Raw genomic sequence first — 20507 nt, forward strand, 5'->3', positions numbered from 1 at the left:
CGACGGACGGCGCGATGGTCGACGCAACCCGCCCCCCGGCGCCAAGCGCCGCCAGCGACGCAGTGCCCCCCGAGGTGACTCTGGGGGCACTTTTTTCGGGCTTTTCCCGGGTCGGCCTGTCCGGCTTCGGCGGCGTGCTGCCCTTCGCCCGGCGCATGCTGGTGGAGCGCCAGCGCTGGCTGTCGCCCCAGGAATTCAACTCGGTGCTGGGCCTGTGCCAGTTCCTGCCCGGTCCCAACGTGGTGAATCTGGCGGTGTGCGTTGGCAGCCGCTACCAGGGTGCCCTGGGGGCGGTGGTGGCAGTGCTCGGCATGCTGGTCGGGCCTTTCGTAGTGGTGCTGCTGCTGGGCCTGCTGTATTCCCTCTACGGCGAGCTGCACGCAGTGCAGGCCATGCTGCGCGGCATCTCCGCCGTGGGTGTGGGGCTGATCCTCTCCCTGGGGGTGCGCATGCTCGGCGCCCTCAAGGAAAAAACGGTCTACCTGCCCTTCGTCGTCCTCACCTTCGTTGCCATCGCCGTGCTGCGCCTGCCCCTGGTGCTGGTGATGGGCGTGCTGGCGACCCTGAGCAGCATCGTCGCCTACCGGCGCATCCGCCGGGCCATGGCGGCCTTGGACGCGGGGGAGGGGGCATGAGCGGCATCCTGGTCCAACTGTTCCTGCACTTCGCCCTGCTGTCGTTCCTGTCCTTCGGCGGCGCCAACGCCCTGCTGCCGGAAATCCACCGGGTGGTGGTGCACCAGCAACACTGGATGAACGACGCCACCTTCACCCATCTCTACGCCGTGGCCCAGGCGGCTCCCGGGCCTAATGTGCTGGTGGTGACCCTGGTGGGCTGGCAGGTGGCCGGCGTGGCCGGCGCCGTGGTCAGTACGGTGGCCATGTGCCTGCCGATGAGCGTGGTGATCTACTTCATCTTCCGCCACTGGGAGCGCTTTCGCGGCGCCCCCTGGCAGCAGGCGGTGCAGGTGGGGGTGGCGCCCCTGTCGATCGGGCTGGTGTTCTCCAGCGGCACCCTGATCGGCCTGACGGCCGGCCTGGGGCCCGGCGGCATCGCCGCGACCCTGGCGACCATCCTGGTCTGCCTGCGCTTTCCCAAGCTGCACCCCCTGTGGCTGATCGCCGGGGGCGCGTTGCTCGGCTTGCTTGGGCTGGTCTGACCCGGTGGTGCCGGCGATATATTAATTTTTTTCATGTTTTCCGCCGAGTGCTTCGGCAAGGTCGGCGACTGGCGCGGACCTTCGGTTTTTCACCGGCTTGTTACATGAAAATTATTAATATGTTGTAGCGCGGCCGCGGCAAGGCGGTGCGACGGTTTCGCCGCTTGTAGGCGAATCCGTGCGCGGGATGTGCGGAGAGTAGAGGGGGGCGGGGGAAGCGGGGCGGACGGCCGTCCGCCCCGGGGCCGGAAGATCAGCCGAGGATGTCGGCCAGGGCCTGGACGAGGCTCCGGCATTCGGCGTCGGTGCCGACGGTGATGCGCAGGTACTGGTCGATGCGCGGTGCCTTGAAGTGACGCACGATGATGCTGCGCTCGCGCAGCCGTTGCGCCAGTTCGTCGGCATCGCGGCCCGGGTGGCGGGCGAAGACGAAGTTGGCGGCGGAAGGCACCACGTCGAAGCCCAGACCGGCCAGGTCCTGGGACAGTGTGTCCCGGCTGGCCATCACCGCCTTGCGGGTGGCGTCGAAGTGGGCGTTGTCGTCCAGGGCGGCCACCGCGCCGGCGATCGCCAGCCGGTCCAGCGGGTAGGAGTTGAAGCTGTTCTTGACCCGTTCCAGGGCTTCGATCAGGTCCGGGTGGCCCACCGCGAAGCCGACCCGCAGCCCGGCCAGGGAGCGGGACTTGGACAGGGTCTGAACCACCAGCAGGTTGGGGTGGCGGTTGACCAGGGCAATGGCGGTGGGGATGGCGGCAATGCTGTCGCCGCTGAAGTCGATGTAGGCCTCGTCCACCACCACCACGCAGTCCGGCTGGCCGGCGGCCAGGCGTTCCACCGCCTCCAGGGGCAGCAGCCGGCCGGTGGGGGCGTTGGGGTTGGGGAAGATGATGCCGCCGCAGTTCGGCGCCAGGTAGGGCGCCGGGTCGAGGGCGAAATCGCCATCCAAAGGCACCTTCTCGAACTCGATGCCGTACAGGCCGCAATACACCGGGTAGAAGCTGTAGGTGATGTCCGGAAAGCGGATCGGCCGGTCGTGCTTGAGCAGGGCGAGGAAGGCGTGGGCCAGCACCTCGTCCGAACCGTTGCCGACGAACACCTGGTTGGCGGCGATGCCGTGGGCGGCAAAGTGACGCGCCACCGCCGCCTTCAGGGCATCGGCATTGGGGTCCGGATAGAGACGCAGCCGGGCCGCGTCCGCCCCGTTCTCGCCGCCGATGGCCGCCAGGGCCTTGGGGGAGGGCGGGTAGGGGTTTTCGTTGGTGTTGAGTTTGACCAGGTTGGCGAGCTTGGGCTGCTCACCGGGAACGTAGGGCGTCAGGCTGCGCGTGACGGCGCTCCAGAATCGGCTTGTTTGGCTCATGCAGGGGACCACCGCGACCCGGCGGAGGGCCGCCGGAAAAAAGTAGAAACAAGGTTGAAATGGTATCATCACCCACGTTTCTGCCGATTTCGGCATGTTTCCCGTTTTCCTCGCTCCAGCCTTTTCAAGACTCCCATGCGGCAAGCCGACGTCACGCGCAACACCCTGGAAACCCAGATCACCGTCCGGGTCAATCTCGACGGCACGGGCAAATCCGTGCTCAACACCGGCGTGGGCTTCTTCGACCACATGCTGGACCAGATCGCCCGCCACGGCCTGATCGACCTGGAGATCGAGGCCAACGGCGACCTGCACATCGACGCCCACCACACGGTGGAAGACGTGGGCATCACCCTGGGCCAGGCCCTGGCCAAGGCCTGGGGCGACAAGAAGGGGCTGACCCGCTACGGCCACGCCTACGTGCCCCTGGACGAGGCCCTGTCCCGGGTGGTCATCGACCTGTCCGGCCGCCCCGGCCTGACCTATGGCGTGACCTACACCCGGGCCATGATCGGTGGCTTCGACGTGGACCTGATCCGTGAATTCTTCCAGGGCCTGGTCAACCACGCCGGCATGACCCTGCACATCGACAACCTGCGCGGCGACAACTCGCACCACCAGGCCGAGACCATCTTCAAGGCCTTCGGCCGGGCCCTGCGCGTGGCCGCCAGCCCCGATCCGCGCATGGCCGGGGTGACCCCGTCCACCAAGGGCGTGCTGTGATGCCGGCTGGCACGATCGCCGTCATCGACTACGGCATGGGCAACCTGCGCTCGGTGTCGAAGGCGCTCGAGCACGTTGCCGATGGCCGTTCCGTGGTGGTGACCGCCGATCCGGCCGTGGTCGCTGCCGCCGAGCGGGTGGTCTTCCCCGGTCAGGGCGCCATGCCCGACTGCATGGCCGAGCTGGATGCCCGGGGCCTGCGCCAGGCGGTGATCGACGCCGCCGCGAGCAAGCCTTTCCTTGGCATCTGCATTGGCGAACAGATGCTGTTCGAACACAGCGAAGAGGGCGACGTGCCTGGCCTGGGCATCCTGGCCGGCCAGGTGCGGCGCTTTCCCGATGCCGCCATGGTGGCCGCCGACGGCAGCCGCCTGAAGGTGCCGCACATGGGCTGGAACGAGGTGGAGCAGGCGCCCCACCCGGTCTGGTCGGGCATCGCCCAGAATGCCCGCTTCTATTTCGTGCACAGCTACTTCGTTGTTCCCGACGATGGCGCCCTGGAGATCGGCCGCGCCCGCTACGGCGTCCCCTTTACCTGTGCGGTAGCGCGGGATAACATCGTGGCCGTCCAGTTCCACCCGGAGAAAAGCGCCCGGGACGGACTCCAGCTGCTGGCCAACTTCCTCGCCTGGCGGCCCTGATATTCCTGCTGCCGGCTCCCGGGGTTCGATCGTTCCGCCGCGCCGGCATTTTCTTCATCCGTTTCACTGCTTTGTCCACGTCTATCTATGCTGATCATCCCCGCCATTGACCTTAAAGACGGCCAGTGCGTTCGCCTCAAGCAGGGTGTGATGGAGGACGCCACCGTTTTCTCCGAAGAACCCGCCGCCATGGCCCGCCACTGGCTCGACCAGGGCGCCCGCCGCCTGCACCTGGTGGATCTGAACGGCGCCTTCGCCGGCAAGCCGGTCAACGAAAAGGCCATCAAGGCCATCGTCAAGGAAGTCGGCGACGACATCCCCGTCCAGCTGGGCGGCGGCATCCGCGACCTGGACACCATCGAGCGCTACCTGGACGGCGGCATCAGCTACGTCATCATCGGTACCGCCGCGGTGAAGAACCCGGGCTTCCTGCACGACGCCTGCGGTGCCTTCCCCGGCCACATCATCGTCGGCCTGGACGCCAAGGACGGCAAGGTGGCCACCGACGGCTGGTCCAAGCTGACCGGCCACGACGTGGTCGACCTGGCCAAGAAATTCGAGGACTACGGCGTCGAGTCGGTGATCTACACCGACATCGGCCGCGACGGCATGCTGTCCGGCGTGAACATCGAGGCCACGGTGAAGCTCGCCCAGGCCCTGCGCATTCCGGTGATCGCCTCCGGCGGCCTGGCCAGCGTCGATGACGTGAAGGCCCTGTGCGCCGTGGAAGGCGAGGGCATCGTCGGCTCCATCGCCGGCCGCGCCATCTACGATGGCTCCCTGAACTTCAAGGAAGCCCAGTCCGCCGCCGACGCCGCTTCCACCGTGGGCCGCTGAGGTGCGCACCGTCTTTACCGGAGTGCCCCATGGGGCTCGCTAAACGCATCATCCCCTGCCTGGACGTGACTGCCGGCCGGGTGGTCAAGGGCACCAACTTCGTCGATCTGCGCGACGCCGGCGATCCGGTCGAAATTGCCCGCCGCTACGACGCCCAGGGTGCCGACGAGGTGACCTTTCTCGACATCACCGCCAGTTCCGACCAGCGCGACATCATCCTGCACATCATCGAAGCCTGTGCCGAGCAGGTCTTCATCCCGCTCACCGTGGGCGGCGGGGTGCGCAAGGTTGAGGACGTGCGCCGCCTGCTCAACGCCGGCGCCGACAAGGTGTCGATGAACACCGCCGCCGTGCAGAACCCGGACCTGGTGGCCGAGGCCTCGGCCAAGGTCGGCGCCCAGTGCATCGTCGTCGCCATCGACGCCAAGCAGGTGGCCCCGGGCCGCTGGTCCGTGTTCACCCACGGTGGGCGCAACGATACGGGCATGAGCGCCATCGACTGGGCGCGCCGGGTCGAGGAGCTGGGAGCCGGCGAAATCCTGCTCACCAGCATGGACCGGGACGGGACGAAGAACGGATTTGACCTGGGTCTTACCCGGGCGGTGGCCGATGCGGTGAAAATCCCCGTGATCGCCTCCGGCGGCGTCGGCAACCTGCAGCACCTGGCCGACGGCGTCACCGAGGGGCGGGCCGACGCGGTTTTGGCCGCGTCCATCTTCCATTTCGGCGAATACACCGTTCGCCAGGCCAAGGAATACATGCGCGAGCGGGGCATCGAAGTCAGGCTCTGAGCCCTTCGACCCCTCTGCGTCTGCAACCGCCATGAGCAAAGACCTCGACCCCACCCTGCCCTGGCTGGACGCCCTCGTCTGGGATGCCCAGGGGCTGCTGCCGGTGATTGCCCAGGACGCCGCTTCCGGCCGGGTGCTGATGTTCGCCTGGACCAACCGGGAGGCGCTGCTGGAAACCGCCGCCACCGGCCGGGCCGTGTACTGGTCCCGCTCCCGCAACCGCCTGTGGCGCAAGGGCGAGGAATCCGGCCACGTGCAGCAGGTCAGCGACATCCGCACCGACTGCGACGGCGACGTGATCCTCTACAGCGTCACCCAGAAAGGCGGCATCGCCTGCCACACCGGCCGGGAGAGCTGCTTCTTCTACCGGCTGGAAAGCCAGGAAGGCCCCTGGGTTGCGGCCGATCCCGTTTTGAAGAACCCCAAGGACATCTACAAATGATCGACTACGAAGTGCTGCAGCGGATCTCCGAGACCCTGACCTCCCGGCGCAACGCCGATCCGTCCTCGTCCTACACCGCCCAATTGCTGGCCAAGGGTCCGGACTCGATCCTGAAGAAGATCGGCGAGGAAACCGCCGAGCTGATCATGGCCGGCAAAGAAGGCAATCGCCTGCACATCGTGCGTGAATCCGCCGACGTGCTGTTCCACATGATGGTCCTGCTGGTGCACGCCGGCCTGTCGATCGACGACGTGCTGGTGGAAATGCGCCGCCGGGAAGGCATCTCCGGCATTGAAGAGAAAAAGGCCCGGACGGTGTCCAAGTAATAGGGCCGGCGAGACAGCAAGAGACTGCGATGGACAACTGCCTGTTCTGCAAGATCGTGCGGGGGGAGATTCCCTCCCGGAAAGCCTATGAGGACGACGACCTGTTGGCCTTCCACGACATCCACCCGCAGCGCCCGGTGCATATCCTGGTGATCCCCAAGCGGCACATTACCTCCCTGGCCCAGGCCACGCCGGCCGATGTGCCGCTGCTGGGCCGGATGCTCCAGGTGGCCCAGCAGCTCGCCATGGACAACGGCAGCCCGGACGGCTTCCGCACCATCATCAACACCGGCCTCGTCGGCCAGCAGGAAGTGATGCACCTGCACATGCACATCGTTGGCGGCCCCGAGCCCGTGGGCCCCATGCTCAAACGACTTTAAGGAGACTTTCTATGGGTAGCTTTAGCATTTGGCACTGGCTGATCGTTCTGGTCATCGTCCTTCTCGTCTTCGGTACCAAGAAGCTGCGCAACATCGGCCAGGATCTGGGCGGTGCGGTCAAGGGCTTCAAGGAAGGCATGAAGGAAGGCGACAACAGCGCCCCCGCCGCCCCCGCCCAGCCGTCCCAGCAGCTCTCCGGCGGCCAGACCATCGAGGGCGAGGTCAAGGAAAAGACCAAGTCCTGACCGTAGAGGGAGGTGCCGGCCCCTGGCGGGCGCGGCGCCTCGTTCCCCTTTCTTCCCTCTGCACTGCCTATGTTCGACATCAGTTTTACCGAACTCCTCGTCATCGCCGTGGTGGCCCTGGTGGTGATCGGCCCTGAGCGCCTGCCCAAGGTGGCGCGCACCGCCGGTCATCTGCTCGGCCGCCTGCAGCGCTACGTGTCCGACGTGAAGTCGGACATCCAGCGCGAGATGCAGTTGGAGGAGTTGAAAAAGCTCCAGGCCGAGGTGGCCGAGTCGGCCCGGCAGATGGAAGAAAAGCTGACCACCGACCTGCGCGACGCCGAGCAGCAGCTGAAGTCCGGCTTTGCCGACGTGCAGCAGGCGGGCAGCGACGTGGCCGGCGCCCTGACCGAGACCGCCGCCAGCGTGAACGAGGCCGGTCGCGAGATCGCCGCCGCCGGCAGCGCCGAAACGTTGGCATCGTCAGCATCGCCGGCATTGGCGGCGCCGGCGGAGGATGAATCCATCGCTCCGGTTCCGGCTCCCGCCGACGAGAACAAAATCCTGGCCGATGGCGGCTCCCCCGCAGGCCACTCCGGCCTGGGCGCTCCCCTGCCGTCGCCCTCCACCCCCACGGAAACTCCGGTCGCCAAGGGCTGAGCCTGACCAGGCCCGCCCGCGCCGACCGGCCCGCTTCTTGATTTTCGAGCGCCCATGAGCGATACGTCGCAGCCCCAGGAAGACTCCTTCATCTCCCACCTGATGGAACTGCGGGACCGCCTGATCCGGTCGATCCTGGCGGTGGTGATCGTGTTCGTCTGCCTGTTCCCCTGGGCCAAGGAGCTCTACGCCGCCCTGGCCCAGCCCCTGATCGCCAGCCTGCCCCGGGGCGGCCAGATGATCGCCACCGACGTGGTCGGCGTGTTCCTGGTGCCGATGAAGGTGGCGCTGATGGTGGCCTTCCTGATCGCGCTGCCCTACGTGCTGTACCAGATCTGGGCCTTCGTCGCTCCCGGCCTCTATTCCCATGAAAAGCGCCTGGTGCTGCCCCTGGTGGTGGCCTCCCTGCTGCTCTTCCTGCTGGGCATGTCCTTCGCCTACTTCCTGGTCTTCCCCACCGTGTTCGGCTTCATGGCCAAGGTGGCGCCGGAAGGGGTGGCGTGGATGACCGATATCGACAAGTACCTGTCCTTCGTCATGACCACCTTCGTGGCCTTCGGCGTCACCTTCGAGGTGCCGGTGATCGTCATCGTCCTGGTGCGCATGGGCGTGGTCGACCTGCAAAAGCTCAAGGACATCCGCCCCTACGTGATCGTCGGCGCCTTCATCGTCGCGGCGGTATTCACCCCGCCGGACGTGGTGTCCCAGTTCATGCTGGCGGTGCCCCTGTGCCTGCTCTACGAACTGGGCATCTTCATGTCCCGCTTCGTCGGCAGCCGACGGGACGCGGAAGACGACAGCCAACAAAAAACCGCCTGATTCAGGCGGTTTTTTTTGGCGGTGCCGGGACGGTGTCGGCCCGGCTTGCCACCTGGCCGTCTACGAACAACCACAGGGAGCCGGGCGGCAGTGGATGCCAGACCTCGTCGTCGGTGAGCGGGGTGGTGGCGATCACCGCCACCCGGTCTTCCGGGGTGGTCAACTGACTGAAATCCACCGTCACGTCCTCGTCGGTCAGGTGCGCCTTGGCGAACGGCGCCTGGCGGACGATGTGGGTGAGGCGCGACGAGCAATGGGCGAACAGGGCCTGACCGTCGGAGAGCAGGAAGTTGAATTCCCCCAGCCGCCCCAGTTCCCGGGCCACCTCGGCCACGGTGGCGAACAGGGCGTCCTGCCCGGGCGGCGTGTCGCCGTGGCGCTGGCGCAGCCGTTCGAGCAGGTAGCAGAAGGCTTTCTCGCTGTCGGTCTCGCCCACCGGGCGGTAGGGGCCGGTGAACACCGGGTCGAAGCCGAGCAGGTTGCCGTTGTGGGCGAAAATCCAATAGCGCCCCCACAGCTCGCGGCGGAAGGGGTGGGTGTTCTCCAGCCCGACCGGGCCCTGGGTGGCCTTGCGGATGTGGGCGATGACGTTGCGCGAGCGGATCGGGTACTGCTTGACCAGCTCCGCCACCGGCGAGGCCGCCGAGGGTTCCGGGTCGAGGAACAGGCGCACGCCCTTGCCCTCGAAGAAGGCGATGCCCCAGCCATCCTGGTGGATGTCGGTCAGGCCGCCGCGGGCGGTGAATCCGGTGAACGAAAAGCAGATGTCGGTCGGCACATTGCAGTTCATGCCGAGTAGCTGGCACATGGAATCGGGCTCCGCGAAGTTCGGCTTACTCGTCGTCGGATGAGTTGGGGCGGCGCAGCGGCGGCCGCTTGCCGACCTTGATGTTCACGTCCACTTCGCCTTGGCCGCGGCGCAGCTTGAAGGCCGCGCTCTGGCCGGGTTGCAGGCCGGCCACCAGGTTGAGCATGCTTTCCGGATCGTCCACCTTCCTGCCGGCCACGCCGATCAGGATATCCCCGGGCTTGACGCCGGCCGCGTCGGCCGGGCCGCCGCGCACCACGCCCGAGATGAGGGCGCCTTCGTTGCTCGGCAGGCGGAACGAATCGGCCAGCTCCGGGGTGATGTCCTGGACCTCGACGCCGATCCAGCCCCGGGTCACGGTGCCGTGCTGGATGATCTGTTCCATCACCGCCTTGGCGGTGGAAACGGGAATGGCGAAGCCGATGCCCAGGGAGCCGCCGGAGCGAGAGTAGATGGCGGTGTTGATGCCGACCAAGTTGCCCGACGCATCCACCAGGGCGCCGCCGGAATTGCCCGGGTTGATCGCCGCGTCGGTCTGGATGAAGTTCTCGAAGGTATTGATGCCCAGGTGGGAGCGGCCCAGGGCCGAGACGATGCCCATGGTCACGGTCTGGCCGACGCCGAAGGGGTTGCCGATGGCCAGTACCACGTCGCCCACCTTGACCGATTCCATCTGGCCGAAGGTGATCGCCGGCAGGGGGGCTTTATCGTCCACCTTCACCTGCAGCACCGCCAGGTCGGTATCCGGGTCGCTGCCGACGATGCGGGCCTTGCTCTTGCGCCCGTCGGCCAGGGCCACTTCGATGTCGTCGGCAGCCTCTACCACGTGGTAGTTGGTCAGGATGTAGCCGTTGGGGCTGACCACCACCCCGGAGCCCAGGCCCGAGGTTTGCTGCGGTTCGTTGTCGCTGTCGCCGAAACGGTCGCCGAAGAAGTGGCGGAACACCGGATCGTCGAGCAGGGGGTGGCGCGGCGTCTTCACTTCCTTGGTGGTGTAGATGTGCACCACCGACGGCAGGGCCACCCGGGCCGCCTCGCGAAAGCCGGAGGCGGCCGAAACCTGTTCGCTGCCGGCCACGACCTCGCGCAGGGCGACGATGCCGCTGCCGCGCCCCAGCCACTCGGGTTTGAGGGTCGAAACGACGAAGAGAACGGCAAGACTGATGGTCACCGTTTGTGCAAAAATCAGCCAGAACCTGCGCATGGGCGTGTGGGGAAAAAACGAGATGGATGAAATGAAGACAGCGAGAGGGGTGGAGTCGTTCTCCACGCCGATGATGGGGACGCGGGCCCCGACGATGCGGGGACGTCCGGAGGTGTACGGATGGCGATGACGACAACATCGGCGGCCACCGCCGACGTGGTCCGCTACCTCGATGAAACCCTGGAAGCGGCGCGGTTCAAGGATTATTGCCCAAACGGTCTGCAAGTGGAAGGCCGGCCCCGGATCGGCAAGGTCGTCGCCGGAGTGACCGCCTGCCAGGCGCTGCTCGATGCGGCAGTGGCCCGGGGGGCGGACGCGGTGCTGGTGCACCACGGCTATTTCTGGCGCGGCGAGAATCCGGCCCTGGTGGGTATCCGCCAGCGGCGCATCAAGACGCTGCTCGACCACGACATCAACCTGCTGGCCTACCACCTGCCCCTGGACGCCCACCCGGAGCTGGGCAACAACGCCCAGTTGGCCCGGCGCCTGGGCTTGGTGGCGGAAGGGCGTTTCGGTGAGCAGGATATCGGCTGGATCGGCCGCCCCGACGTCGAGCTGACCCTGTCCGGCCTGGCCGGGCGGGCGGCACAGGCCCTCGACCGGCTACCGCTGGTGGTCGGCGAGGACAAGCCTTTGCGTCGCATCGCCTGGTGCACCGGCGGCGCCCAAGGCTACCTGGAGGCCGCCATCGCCGCCGGGGCCGATGCTTACATCTCCGGTGAGATTTCCGAACCCACGGTGCATCTGGCCCGGGAGAGCGGCGTCGCCTACCTGGCCTGCGGCCACCATGCCACCGAGCGCTACGGCGTCCAGGCCCTGGCCGCCAGGCTGGCGGAGCAGTTCGGGCTGGAATGGGAATTCGTCGACATCGACAACCCGGTCTGAGTCCCGGTTTTTTCGCCCGACCCACAACAACACCCCAAGACCCCACGGAGAACCCCCATGAGCTTCGTCCTGCCCCGTCCCGAATTCCCCAGCCTGGCCGTGGCCGGCAGCACCGGCCGTTTCCCCCTGCGCCGTGTCTTCTGCGTCGGCCGCAACTACGCCGACCACGCCCGGGAGATGGGCCACGATCCGGACCGGGAGCCGCCGTTTTTCTTCTACAAACCCACCGACGCGGTGGTGCCCTGCGACGCTGCCGCGGCAGCGGTGGCCGTGGCCTATCCGCCGGCTACCAAGGACCTGCACCATGAAGTCGAACTGGTGGTGGCCCTCGGCGACGGGGGGCGGGACATTCCGGTGGACCAGGCTCTGGGCAAGGTGTTCGGCTACGGCGTCGGCCTGGACCTGACCCGCCGCGACCTGCAGGCCCGGGCCAAGGAAAAGGGCCACCCCTGGGACATGGGTAAGGGCTTCGACCAATCGGCGCCGGTGTCCGCCCTGGCGCCGGCCTCGGCCATCGGCCACCCGTCCGCCGGGGCCGTCACCCTGGCGGTGAACGGCCAGGCGCGCCAGCGGGGCGATCTCAACCAGATGATCTGGACCATTCCCGAAGTCATCGCCAACCTCTCCACCCTGGTGGAGCTGCGTGCCGGCGACCTGATCTTCACCGGTACGCCGGCCGGGGTGGCCGCCGTGGTCCGGGGCGACCGCCTGGAGGGGCGGGTCGAGGGCGTCGGTGGCCTGACCGTGACTTTTGCCTGATCCCCAGCGCGTGAACGGCGTGCCGATTGTGCCGCGGTGTGGCATCCGTCATACCGCGGCGGTGCTGGCATCGTGTATATAGGGCCATGACTTCCCACGCCCTGTCCGCTTTCCCTTCGGCCCTTCCGGGAGGCGCCGGGGCGTCATGAGGTTCAAGACCCAGTCCACCCTGATCCTGTCTCTGATCGTTGCCGCGCTGCTTGGGATCGGCGCCCTGGTCCAGCTGCAGCTGACCCAGGAGCGCCTGCGCCAGACCCTGGCCGATCAGCAGTTCACCCTTGTGACCCAGGTGGCGAGCGAGGTCGATGCGCGCATGCGCATCAGCACCGCGGCCCTGACCGCCGCCGCCGCGACGGCCGACACGGCGTTGCGCCAGGACCGGGCCATGGCCTTCCTGGCCGATCAGAAGGCACTCCAGGAACTCTTCGACGACCTGCTGCTGCTCACCCCCAACGGCGCGGTGATGGCCGACTATCCGCCCCTGGAAGGGCGGGTGGGGCTGCCCGGGGATAACTTCCGCCCCTATCTGCCTTATGGCCGCGATGCCGCCACTCCTGGCGGCGTGATCGTGCCGCCGCCCTACCGGGGGCCGGTCGTTCAGGAGCCGATCCAGGCCGTGCTGGTACCCGTGCCGACGCCCCAAGGCGGCGTGGCCGGCTACCTGGCCGGGTTGCTGCGGGTCAACCAGCCCAACTTCCTGGGCGGCCTGGCCACCCGGCCAGTAGGCAAGACCGGCCACTTCACGGTCGTCACCCAGAACCGCATTGCCCTGGTCAGCCGTTTCCCCGAGCGCATCCTCAAGGTGGCGGCGCCGGTGGGAGCCAACCCGCTGCTCGACCAGGCCCTGCACGGCTTCGAAGGCGTACGCGACGGCGTCACCAGCTACGGCCAGCCGGCCGTGCTGGCGTTCCGCACGGTCCGCTCCACCGGCTGGGTCGTGGGGGCGGTGCTGCCCACGGAGGAAGCCTATGCGCCAATCCGCGTGCTGCAACGGACCGTGGTGGCCTTCCTGGTCCTGGGCACCGCCCTGGTCGGGATTGCGGTGTGGTTCGGCGCCCGGCGCATCTTGGCGCCCCTGGCGCGGTTGCGCGGCCAAGTCCGCCTACTGCGCGAGGACCCGGGCCATCCCCTGGCGTTCCCCGGGGCGCCGACCCCGGCCAGCCGCGACGAGATCGGCCGCATTGCCGAGGAGTTCCGCTCGATCTTGCAGGAACTGGCGGAGGCTCGCGGGCTGGCTGAGGAGCGGGCCAACGAACTGCAATCAATCCTCGACGCCAGCCCCATCGTCATCGGCCTGGTCCAGGACCGCCGCCTGATCCGGGTCAACCGGGTGTTCGAGACCATGTTCGGCTGGACCCCGGCCGAGGCCGCCGACCAGACGGTGGAACCCTATTACCTGGACCGCGAGGATTTCGAATCCTTCGGTCGGCAGCTCTATCCGGCGCTCGGCCATGGCGGGGTGGCCAAGTTCGAGCGGCGCTTCCGGCGCCGTTCCGGCCAGGTGTTCTGGGCCAATTTCTACGCCTGCCTGCTCGATGCGACCCAGCCCGCCCAGGGGCTGATCATCATGGTGGAGGACATCGACGAGCGCCGCTCCCGGGAAGAGGCGCTGCACGAGAGCGAGGCCCGCTACCGGCAGATGTTCGAGAACAATACGTCGGTGATGCTGCTGTCGGACCCGGCGGCCGGACGCATCGTCGATGCCAACCCGGCGGCGTGCCGTTTCTACGGCTATTCCCGGGACCGCCTCACCGGCATGTCGGTCTGGACCATCAGCGCCCTGGAACCGGCGGAGGTGGAGGCGGAAAAACGCCTGGCCCACCAGGAAGGGCGCCCCTACTATCACCTGCGCCACCGCCTGGCCGACGGCGAGATCCGCGAGGTGGAAGTGCACGCCGGGGTCATGGAGGTGCGGGGTCGGCGGCTCACCTATTCGATCATCCACGACATCACCGCCCGCTGCCGGGCCGAGGCCCAACTGCAACTGGCGGCCACCGTCTTCGCCGGCTCCGGCGAGGGCATCGTCATCACCGATACCGGCAACCGCATCCTGTCGGTGAACAAGGCCTTCACCGCCATCACCGGCTACCAGCCCGACGAGGTGATCGGCCAGGACCCGCGCATCCTGGCCTCGGGCCGCCACGGCCCGGAGTTCTACGCTGCCATGTGGCAGTCCCTCAACTACCAGGGCAACTGGCAGGGGGAAATCTGGAACCGGCGCAAGGACGGCGAGGTGTATCCGGAATGGCTGTCGATCTTCGTGGTGGACGACGAAGCCGGCAGCCAGGCCGCCGCCTCCGGGAGCGCCGCACGGCGCCATTACGTGGCGGTGTTCGCCGACATCACCGAGCGCAAGAATTCCGAGGCCCGCATTCGCCACCTGGCCGAGCACGACCCCCTCACCGACCTGCCCAACCGCACCCTGCTGGCCGACCGCCTGGTCCAAGCCCTGGGGCAGGCGGCCCGGGACCGGCGGCAACTGGCGGTGCTGTTCCTCGACCTGGACCGGTTCAAGAACATCAACGATTCTCTGGGGCACCAGGTGGGGGACGCCCTGCTGCGCCAGGTGGCCGGGCGCATCCAGACCGAGGTGCGCAGCACCGATACGGTGGCTCGTCCGGGCGGCGACGAGTTCGTGGTGCTGCTGCCGGAAATCGACTCGCCCCAGGATGCGGCGGTGGTGGCCGGCAAGCTGCTGACCTCGCTGGGACGGCCCTACGCGGTGGACGGCCACGACCTGATGGTGACCGTCAGCGTCGGCATCAGCGTCTTCCCCGATGACGGCCTGGATGCGGCGACCTTGGTCAAGAACGCCGACACCGCCATGTACCACAGCAAGGAATCGGGGCGGAACGCCTTCCATTTCTTCACCGCCGACATGAATGCGCGGGTGCTGGAGCGCCTGTCCCTGGAAACCAGCCTGCGGCGCGCCCTAGAGCGCGACGAGTTCATCCTGCACTACCAGCCCCAGGTCAGCCTGCGCCGTGGGGAGGAAGGACGGCTGGTGGGCATGGAGGCCCTGGTGCGCTGGCAGCATCCGGAACTGGGCCTGTTGCCGCCGGGGCGCTTCATCCCGGTGGCCGAGGACTGTGGCCTGATCATCGCCCTGGGCGAGTGGGTGCTGCGCGAATCCTGTCGCCAGGCCCGGGCATGGCAGTTGGACCGGGAAGCCCGGGGGCTGGTACCGGTGCCGGTGGCGGTGAATCTGTCCGCCCTGCAATTCCGCCATGCCGGCCTGGAAGAGACGGTGGCCCAGGCTCTGACCGATAGCGGCTTGCCGCCGGAACTGCTCGAACTGGAACTGACCGAGAGCATCATGATGCAAGACGGGGAGCGGGCGGTGGAGGTGCTGCACCGCCTCAAGGCGCGCGGCGTCAGCCTGTCCATCGACGACTTCGGCACGGGCTACTCGTCCCTGGCCTACCTGAAGCGCTTCCCCCTCGACAAGCTTAAGATCGACCGCACCTTCGTGCGCGACATCGCCAGCAGCGCCGACGATGCCACCATTGCTGCCACCATCGTCAACATGGCCCGCTCCCTCAAGCTGCTGGTGCTGGCCGAAGGGGTCGAGGCCGAGGACCAGCGCGATTTCCTGGCCGGCCTCGGCTGCGACTTCATGCAGGGCTACCTGATCAGCCCGCCGGTGGCGCCGGAACCCTTCCGCGACGCCTACCTGTTCCAGGAAACGGCCGGGGCCTGAGGTGCGGAGCCGGCCGGCGGGGGGTTGGTCCGCCGGCGGCGGGATCAGCGTGCCGAGGCCAGGATGGCTTCGGGAATCTTCTCCAGGGGCAGCACCGTCTTGGCGCCGCCCAGCTTGATCGCTTCCTTGGGCATGCCGAACACAACGCAGGTGGCTTCGTCCTGGGCCACCGTGTTGGCCCCGGCATCGGCCATCTCCTTGAGGCCCCGGGCGCCGTCGTCGCCCATGCCGGTCATGATGATGCCCAGCACGTTCTTGCCGGCGAACTTGGCGCAGGAACGGAACAACACGTCCACGCTGGGCCGGTGCCGGTTCACCAGGGGGCCGTCCACCACCTCCACGGTGTATTGGGCGCCGCTGCGCGACAGCAGCATGTGCTTGCCGCCGGGGGCGATCAGGGCCAGGCCGGGGCGTACCCGGTCGCCGTGCTTGGCCTCCCGCACCTCGATCTGGCAGAGGCTGTTGAGCCGTTCGGCGAACAGGGCGGTGAATTTTTCCGGCATGTGCTGGACCACCACGATGCCTGGGCTTACCGCCGGCAGCCTGGTCAGCACGGCCTCCAGGGCTTGGGTGCCGCCGGTGGAGGTGCCGATGGCGACGATCTTTTCGGTGGTGCCGATCATGGCAGCCCCCGTCCCCAGGCCCGGGGAGAGGATTGCATCGGCGGTGAGTTTGGGCGGCACTTTGAGCACGCCATCGGCTCCTACGGTTGGCAGTGAGGGAATCAGCTTGCGCACGTTGGCCCGGGCGGCGGCCTTGACGGCGCCGACCAGGTCGGAATGGGCGTCTTCAAGAAACTGTTTGAGCCCCGCCTTGGGCTTGGTGATGATCGAGACGGCGCCGGCGGCCAGGGCGTCCATGGTGGCCTGGGCGCCCTTTTCGGTGAGGGACGAGCAGATCACCACCGGGGTGGGGCGCTCGGCCATGATCTTCTTGAGGAAGGTCAGGCCGTCCATGCGCGGCATCTCGATGTCCAGGACGATCACGTCGGGCCACTGGCGGCGCATGTGCTCCAGGGCGAAGAGCGGGTCCGGGGCGGCGCCGAGCACCTCGATACCCGGGGCGTTCGTCAGGGTTTGGCGGACGACTTGCCGCACCACGGCGGAGTCGTCCACGATCATGACCTTGATGGGAGTGCTCATGGGGATGTCCTTGGCAGATCGCGGGGGGCTTCCTGGAAGGCGAGCCAGGCGTCGCCGCTCCAGATGTCGAAAACCAGCTTGCGGTGGCCGTCGCCGCCCAGGTGGCGGGCGACGATGGGGATGCGGCGTTCCTTGAGCAGGGCTTCGGCCTGCTCGATGTTGCGCTGGCCTACTTCCAGCCCGGCCTTGGCCTCACGGCCGGGGAACATGTTGCCGCCGCCGAACACCTTGGCGACGAATTCGTCGGGGCGGCAGCCGGCGTGCCGGATGGCCGCGTCGAAGAGGGCCAGGGCGCCATCGGCGTAGCGGCCGTCCTGGGCGGTCATGGCCGCCTTGGCTGCCCGGGTCGGCAGCATGAAGTGGCACAGGCCGCCGATGCGGCGCTGGGGATGCCAGAGGGAAATGGCCACGCAGGAGCCGAGCAGGGTGCGGATGCGGGTCCGGCCGCCGCCGAAATGGAATTCCCCCGGATTGAGGAAGACCTCGGTCAGTGGTTCTGCCTCGGTGTTTTCTGCGGGATGTCGGGCGGGGGGCAAGGGCACGGGCGGCGGTGGCCTGGACGTCAGGGTTTGCGGTAGATGGTGGGGGCCACGCTTTTCAGGGTTTCGGAAATGCCGTTGAGGGTTTCCGAGTGTCCGACGATGAAGTGCCCGCCGGGCCTGAGCCTGGATGCCAGATTGGCCACGACCTGGCGCTTGGTTTCCAGGTCGAAGTAGATCATGACATTGCGCAGGAAGATTACATCACAGGTGGGTACGTCCGGCAGGGGAGCAATGAGGTTCACCGGGCGAAATGTCACATGTTCGCGCAATTCCCGGCCGATCATGAAGGTGCCGGCCTGGCTGCGCACCCCTTTCAGGCAGTACTTGCGCAGCAGGCCGGGGGGGATGCCGTCGGTGCGGTCCAGCGAGTAATGGCCGCGCTCGGCCCGGGCCAGCACCTGGCGGCTGATGTCCGAGCCGAAGATGCGCCAGGGGGCGTCGAGCCCCAGGGTTTCGGCCAGGACCATGGCCATGGTGTAGGCTTCTTCCCCCGAGGAGCTGGCGGCACTCCACACCTGGAAGGGGCGCTTGCCGTGCTCGGCGGCCACCTGGGCGAGGAAGTCGAAGTGCTTCGGCTCGCGGAAGAAATAGGTTTCGTTGGTGGTGAGCAAATCCACCATGCGCTGCTGTTCGTCGGCGTGCTGGCCCGAGGTGACCAGGCGATAGTAGTCGCCGTAGCTGGTCAGCCTCAGTTCCTTGAGGCGCCGCATCAGGCGCCCCGATACCAGCACCTGCTTACCGTCCGACAGGGCGATGCCGGCCAGGGAATAGATCAGGTCGCGGAAAAGGGCGAATTCCCGGGCCGTGAGGGCGCCGATCTCCCGGAAGGGCTGGGGGACCGCAGCCTCAGGCATCGTGAGTGGCGTGGCTGGCCTGGGCCGGGGCGCCGTCCAGGCTGGAGAGCAGGGCCAGTTCATCCACCGACAGCACTTTGGCCACGTCGAGGATGATGACGAAGCGGCCGGCCACCCGACCCATGCCAGCGATGAAGTCGGTGCGCAGGCGGGCGCCGAAGGCCGGCGGCGGCTCTACGTCGCCGGCGGGGATGTCGAGGACCTCGGACACCGCGTCCACCACCACGCCGATGTCGTGGCGCAGGCCGTCCTCGCCGGTGGGGGCTTCCACGATGACGATGCAGGTGCGCTTGCCCACCGTGCTCTGGGCACCGCCGAAGCGGGCCGACAGGTCGATTACCGGTACCACGGCGCCGCGCAGGTTGATCACCCCGCGGATGAAGCCCGGCATCATGGGAATCTCGGTGACCTGGCCGTACTCGATGATTTCCTTGACGTTGAGGATGCCGATGGCGAACAGCTCGCCGCCCAGGGTGAAGGTGAGCACCTGGTGGGCGTCACCGGCGGCGGCCAGGGCTCCGGCGGGAGCCTGGGCGGGCAGGGTGGCGTGGGGAACGATCTGGCCCATGGCGATCTCCTCAGAAGCGTTCGAAGTCGCGCTCGTCGAGCGCGAGGGGGGCGGGGCGGGAGGCCGCGGGAACCGCCGCGCGGGGGGCCGCGCTGCTGCGCGGGGTGCTGGCGGCGGTGTTGCGCGGAGCGCTGCGCTGGCCGTCCTCGGCGACGCGGAAGAAGAGCATCAGGCCTTGCAGTTGTTCGGCCTGGGCGCCCATTTCCTCAGCGGTGGCGGCCAGCTCCTCGGAGGCCGAGGCGTTCTGCTGGGTGGCCTGGTTGAGCTGGTTCATGGCCTGGTTGATCTGGTTGATGCCCGAGTTCTGCTCCTCGGAGGCCGAGGATATTTCCTGCACCAGGTCGGAGGTGCGGCGGATCGAGGGCACCATCTCATCGAGCAGGCGGCCGGCCTTTTCCGCCAGGCTGACCGAGGAACCGGCCAGTTCGCCGATTTCCTGGGCGGCCACCTGGCTGCGTTCGGCCAGCTTGCGCACTTCGGCGGCGACCACGGCGAAGCCCTTGCCGTGCTCGCCGGCCCGGGCCGCCTCGATGGCGGCGTTGAGGGCCAGCAGGTTGGTCTGGTAGGCGATGTCGTCCACGATGCCGATGCGGTCGGCGATCTTCTTCATGGCGCTCACCGTCTCGGTCACGGCGACGCCGCCTTCACCGGCTTCCTGGGCGGCCTTGGCGGCCATGCCGTCGGTGACCTTGGCGTTTTCGGAGTTCTGGGTCACCGAGGCGGCGGATTGTTCCAGGGTGGAGGTGATTTCCTCGACGCTGGCGGCCTGCTCGGACGCCGACTGGGACAGGCTCTGGGCCGTGGCGGAAACCTGCTGGGAGGCGGAGGACAGGCCGTTGGCGGCGCCGCGCACCTCGCCGATGATCTGGGACAGCTTGCCGACCATGTGGCCCATGGCCGACAGCAGCTGGCCGGTTTCATCCTTGTGCTGGGCGTCGAGGGTCAGGGTCAGGTCGCCTTCGGCCAGCCGGTTGGCGGCGGACACGGCTTCGCCCAGGGGACGGGTGATGCTGCGGGTGATGAACACGGCGAAGACCAGGGCGATCAGCACGGCCACGGCGGCGGCGATGATCAGCTGGGTGCGGGTGGCCTGGGCCAGGGCGTCGGCGGCCTTGCCGGCCTCCTGCATCGTCCTGGTCTCCTGGGCGATCAGGGCTTCCAGCTCCTTGAAGTAGGCCTGCTGGGTGGCGCGCATGTCGCCCATCATCACCGTCAGGGCTTCGCTGCGCTGGCTCTTTTCCATCAGGCCGATCAGTTTGCGCAGTTGTTCGGTGTAGGCGGCCCGGGCGGTCTTGACCTTCTCGATGGTGGCTTTTTCATCGGCAGTCTGGGCTTCCTTCTCCAGGAAGGCCATCTGCTCGGAAATGATTTTGCTGGCCGTCGGGATGCGGTCGGCTTCGTGCTTGATCGCTTCTTGGTTGTCGAGCAGCAGCATGTTGCGGGTGGTGCGCGCCGCCAGGTTGAGCTGGTCGATGATGGCGTTGGCCGCCACCACCTTGGGGAAGCGCTCGTTGACGATGCGGTTGATCTCGCCGTTGACCTGGTTCAGCTTGCCGACGGCCAGCAGTGAGATGGCGATCAGTAGGGCGAGCAGGGTGGCGAAGGCAATGCCAAGGCGCACACCGATGCGTAGGTTTCCGAACATAAGGGCTCCGATCAGAAGTTTGGGAATCTGGGTAAGGC

23 protein-coding genes are annotated in these 20507 nt (G+C 67.6%); 15 read left to right on the top strand and 8 right to left on the bottom strand.

What is annotated here, in order from left to right; genetic code table 11:
* Positions 1 to 14: 14 nt before the first annotated feature.
* Together V7Z98_RS12165 and V7Z98_RS12170 are read left to right on the top strand one after the other, a co-directional pair.
* Positions 15 to 635 (top strand): chromate transporter, encoded by a 621-nt coding sequence (locus V7Z98_RS12165; protein ID WP_334158275.1) that lies wholly within the window; start codon positions 15 to 17, stop codon positions 633 to 635.
* A complete protein-coding gene (locus V7Z98_RS12170) occupies positions 632 to 1159 on the top strand; it encodes a chromate transporter (protein WP_334158277.1) in 528 nt (175 codons plus the stop codon). The genes V7Z98_RS12165 and V7Z98_RS12170 overlap by 4 nt, the downstream gene beginning before the upstream one ends.
* A gap of 253 nt (positions 1160 to 1412) precedes the next feature.
* Here the strand turns inward: V7Z98_RS12170 and hisC are convergent, their stop codons facing one another.
* Positions 1413 to 2519: a histidinol-phosphate transaminase gene (gene hisC / locus V7Z98_RS12175; RefSeq protein WP_334158278.1), complete on the bottom strand. Its 1107-nt coding sequence runs from the start codon at positions 2517 to 2519 to the stop codon at positions 1413 to 1415.
* Positions 2520 to 2654: 135 nt separating this feature from the next.
* Here hisC and hisB point away from each other — a divergent pair, with 135 nt between their 5' ends.
* From hisB to tatC, 10 genes are all read left to right on the top strand, one after another.
* A complete protein-coding gene (hisB, locus tag V7Z98_RS12180; protein ID WP_293264371.1) occupies positions 2655 to 3242 on the top strand; it encodes an imidazoleglycerol-phosphate dehydratase HisB in 588 nt (195 codons plus the stop codon).
* Positions 3242 to 3883 (top strand): imidazole glycerol phosphate synthase subunit HisH, encoded by a 642-nt coding sequence (gene hisH, locus V7Z98_RS12185; RefSeq protein WP_334158280.1) that lies wholly within the window; start codon positions 3242 to 3244, stop codon positions 3881 to 3883. The genes hisB and hisH overlap by 1 nt, the downstream gene beginning before the upstream one ends.
* Before the next feature lie 87 nt (positions 3884 to 3970).
* Positions 3971 to 4720, top strand: coding sequence for a 1-(5-phosphoribosyl)-5-[(5-phosphoribosylamino)methylideneamino]imidazole-4-carboxamide isomerase (hisA, locus tag V7Z98_RS12190; protein ID WP_293264367.1), 750 nt, complete (start codon positions 3971 to 3973; stop codon positions 4718 to 4720).
* A gap of 29 nt (positions 4721 to 4749) precedes the next feature.
* On the top strand, positions 4750 to 5511 hold the full coding sequence (gene hisF / locus V7Z98_RS12195; protein ID WP_293264366.1) for an imidazole glycerol phosphate synthase subunit HisF: 762 nt from the start codon (positions 4750 to 4752) through the stop codon (positions 5509 to 5511).
* A gap of 31 nt (positions 5512 to 5542) precedes the next feature.
* Positions 5543 to 5953, top strand: a complete 411-nt coding sequence (gene hisI / locus V7Z98_RS12200; protein WP_334158283.1) for a phosphoribosyl-AMP cyclohydrolase — start codon at positions 5543 to 5545, stop codon at positions 5951 to 5953.
* Positions 5950 to 6279, top strand: coding sequence for a phosphoribosyl-ATP diphosphatase (locus V7Z98_RS12205; RefSeq protein ID WP_293264364.1), 330 nt, complete (start codon positions 5950 to 5952; stop codon positions 6277 to 6279). The genes hisI and V7Z98_RS12205 overlap by 4 nt, the downstream gene beginning before the upstream one ends.
* A gap of 29 nt (positions 6280 to 6308) precedes the next feature.
* Complete coding sequence (locus tag V7Z98_RS12210) at positions 6309 to 6659, top strand: histidine triad nucleotide-binding protein (RefSeq protein ID WP_293264363.1); 351 nt, start codon at positions 6309 to 6311, stop codon at positions 6657 to 6659.
* Positions 6660 to 6670: 11 nt separating this feature from the next.
* Positions 6671 to 6904 carry a Sec-independent protein translocase subunit TatA gene (tatA, locus tag V7Z98_RS12215; RefSeq protein ID WP_293264362.1) on the top strand — a complete coding sequence of 78 codons (234 nt, stop codon included), beginning with the start codon at positions 6671 to 6673 and terminating at the stop codon, positions 6902 to 6904.
* Between the two features lie 69 nt (positions 6905 to 6973).
* Positions 6974 to 7543 carry a Sec-independent protein translocase protein TatB gene (gene tatB / locus V7Z98_RS12220; protein WP_334158286.1) on the top strand — a complete coding sequence of 190 codons (570 nt, stop codon included), beginning with the start codon at positions 6974 to 6976 and terminating at the stop codon, positions 7541 to 7543.
* A 54-nt stretch (positions 7544 to 7597) separates the two neighbouring features.
* Positions 7598 to 8362, top strand: a complete 765-nt coding sequence (gene tatC / locus V7Z98_RS12225; RefSeq protein ID WP_293264360.1) for a twin-arginine translocase subunit TatC — start codon at positions 7598 to 7600, stop codon at positions 8360 to 8362.
* Position 8363: 1 nt separating this feature from the next.
* On the opposite strand, the gene V7Z98_RS12230 is transcribed toward tatC, so the two are convergent.
* Together V7Z98_RS12230 and V7Z98_RS12235 are read right to left on the bottom strand one after the other, a co-directional pair.
* Positions 8364 to 9170, bottom strand: coding sequence for a class II glutamine amidotransferase (locus V7Z98_RS12230; RefSeq protein WP_293264358.1), 807 nt, complete (start codon positions 9168 to 9170; stop codon positions 8364 to 8366).
* Between the two features lie 25 nt (positions 9171 to 9195).
* Positions 9196 to 10374 carry a Do family serine endopeptidase gene (locus tag V7Z98_RS12235; RefSeq protein ID WP_293264356.1) on the bottom strand — a complete coding sequence of 393 codons (1179 nt, stop codon included), beginning with the start codon at positions 10372 to 10374 and terminating at the stop codon, positions 9196 to 9198.
* Between the two features lie 120 nt (positions 10375 to 10494).
* On the opposite strand from V7Z98_RS12235, the gene V7Z98_RS12240 reads away from it, so the two are divergent.
* The 3 genes from V7Z98_RS12240 (at position 10495) to V7Z98_RS12250 (ending at position 15718) form a co-directional block, all read left to right on the top strand.
* Positions 10495 to 11259, top strand: a complete 765-nt coding sequence (locus tag V7Z98_RS12240) for a Nif3-like dinuclear metal center hexameric protein (RefSeq protein WP_293264354.1) — start codon at positions 10495 to 10497, stop codon at positions 11257 to 11259.
* Positions 11260 to 11316: 57 nt separating this feature from the next.
* The gene (locus V7Z98_RS12245) at positions 11317 to 12018 is read left to right on the top strand and encodes a fumarylacetoacetate hydrolase family protein (RefSeq protein ID WP_334158291.1); all 702 of its coding nucleotides are present in this window, start codon (positions 11317 to 11319) and stop codon (positions 12016 to 12018) included.
* Positions 12019 to 12163: 145 nt separating this feature from the next.
* Positions 12164 to 15718, top strand: a complete 3555-nt coding sequence (locus V7Z98_RS12250; protein WP_293264350.1) for a bifunctional diguanylate cyclase/phosphodiesterase — start codon at positions 12164 to 12166, stop codon at positions 15716 to 15718.
* Positions 15719 to 15762: 44 nt separating this feature from the next.
* Here the strand turns inward: V7Z98_RS12250 and V7Z98_RS12255 are convergent, their stop codons facing one another.
* From V7Z98_RS12255 to V7Z98_RS12275, 5 genes are read right to left on the bottom strand one after another with little or no spacing between them, the layout of a single operon-like run.
* A complete protein-coding gene (locus V7Z98_RS12255) occupies positions 15763 to 16860 on the bottom strand; it encodes a protein-glutamate methylesterase/protein-glutamine glutaminase (protein WP_293264348.1) in 1098 nt (365 codons plus the stop codon).
* Positions 16857 to 17402 carry a chemotaxis protein CheD gene (locus tag V7Z98_RS12260; RefSeq protein WP_293264346.1) on the bottom strand — a complete coding sequence of 182 codons (546 nt, stop codon included), beginning with the start codon at positions 17400 to 17402 and terminating at the stop codon, positions 16857 to 16859. Before V7Z98_RS12260 ends, V7Z98_RS12255 begins: the two co-directional genes overlap by 4 nt.
* Before the next feature lie 20 nt (positions 17403 to 17422).
* Positions 17423 to 18256, bottom strand: coding sequence for a CheR family methyltransferase (locus tag V7Z98_RS12265; protein ID WP_293264344.1), 834 nt, complete (start codon positions 18254 to 18256; stop codon positions 17423 to 17425).
* Entirely contained in the window at positions 18249 to 18824 is a 576-nt protein-coding gene (locus tag V7Z98_RS12270) for a chemotaxis protein CheW (protein ID WP_334158295.1), read from the bottom strand. Before V7Z98_RS12270 ends, V7Z98_RS12265 begins: the two co-directional genes overlap by 8 nt.
* Before the next feature lie 10 nt (positions 18825 to 18834).
* Positions 18835 to 20469: a methyl-accepting chemotaxis protein gene (locus tag V7Z98_RS12275; protein WP_334158296.1), complete on the bottom strand. Its 1635-nt coding sequence runs from the start codon at positions 20467 to 20469 to the stop codon at positions 18835 to 18837.
* Positions 20470 to 20507: the final 38 nt, after the last annotated feature.

Source organism: Oryzomicrobium sp. (assembly GCF_036820405.1).
Classification (GTDB): domain Bacteria; phylum Pseudomonadota; class Gammaproteobacteria; order Burkholderiales; family Rhodocyclaceae; genus Oryzomicrobium.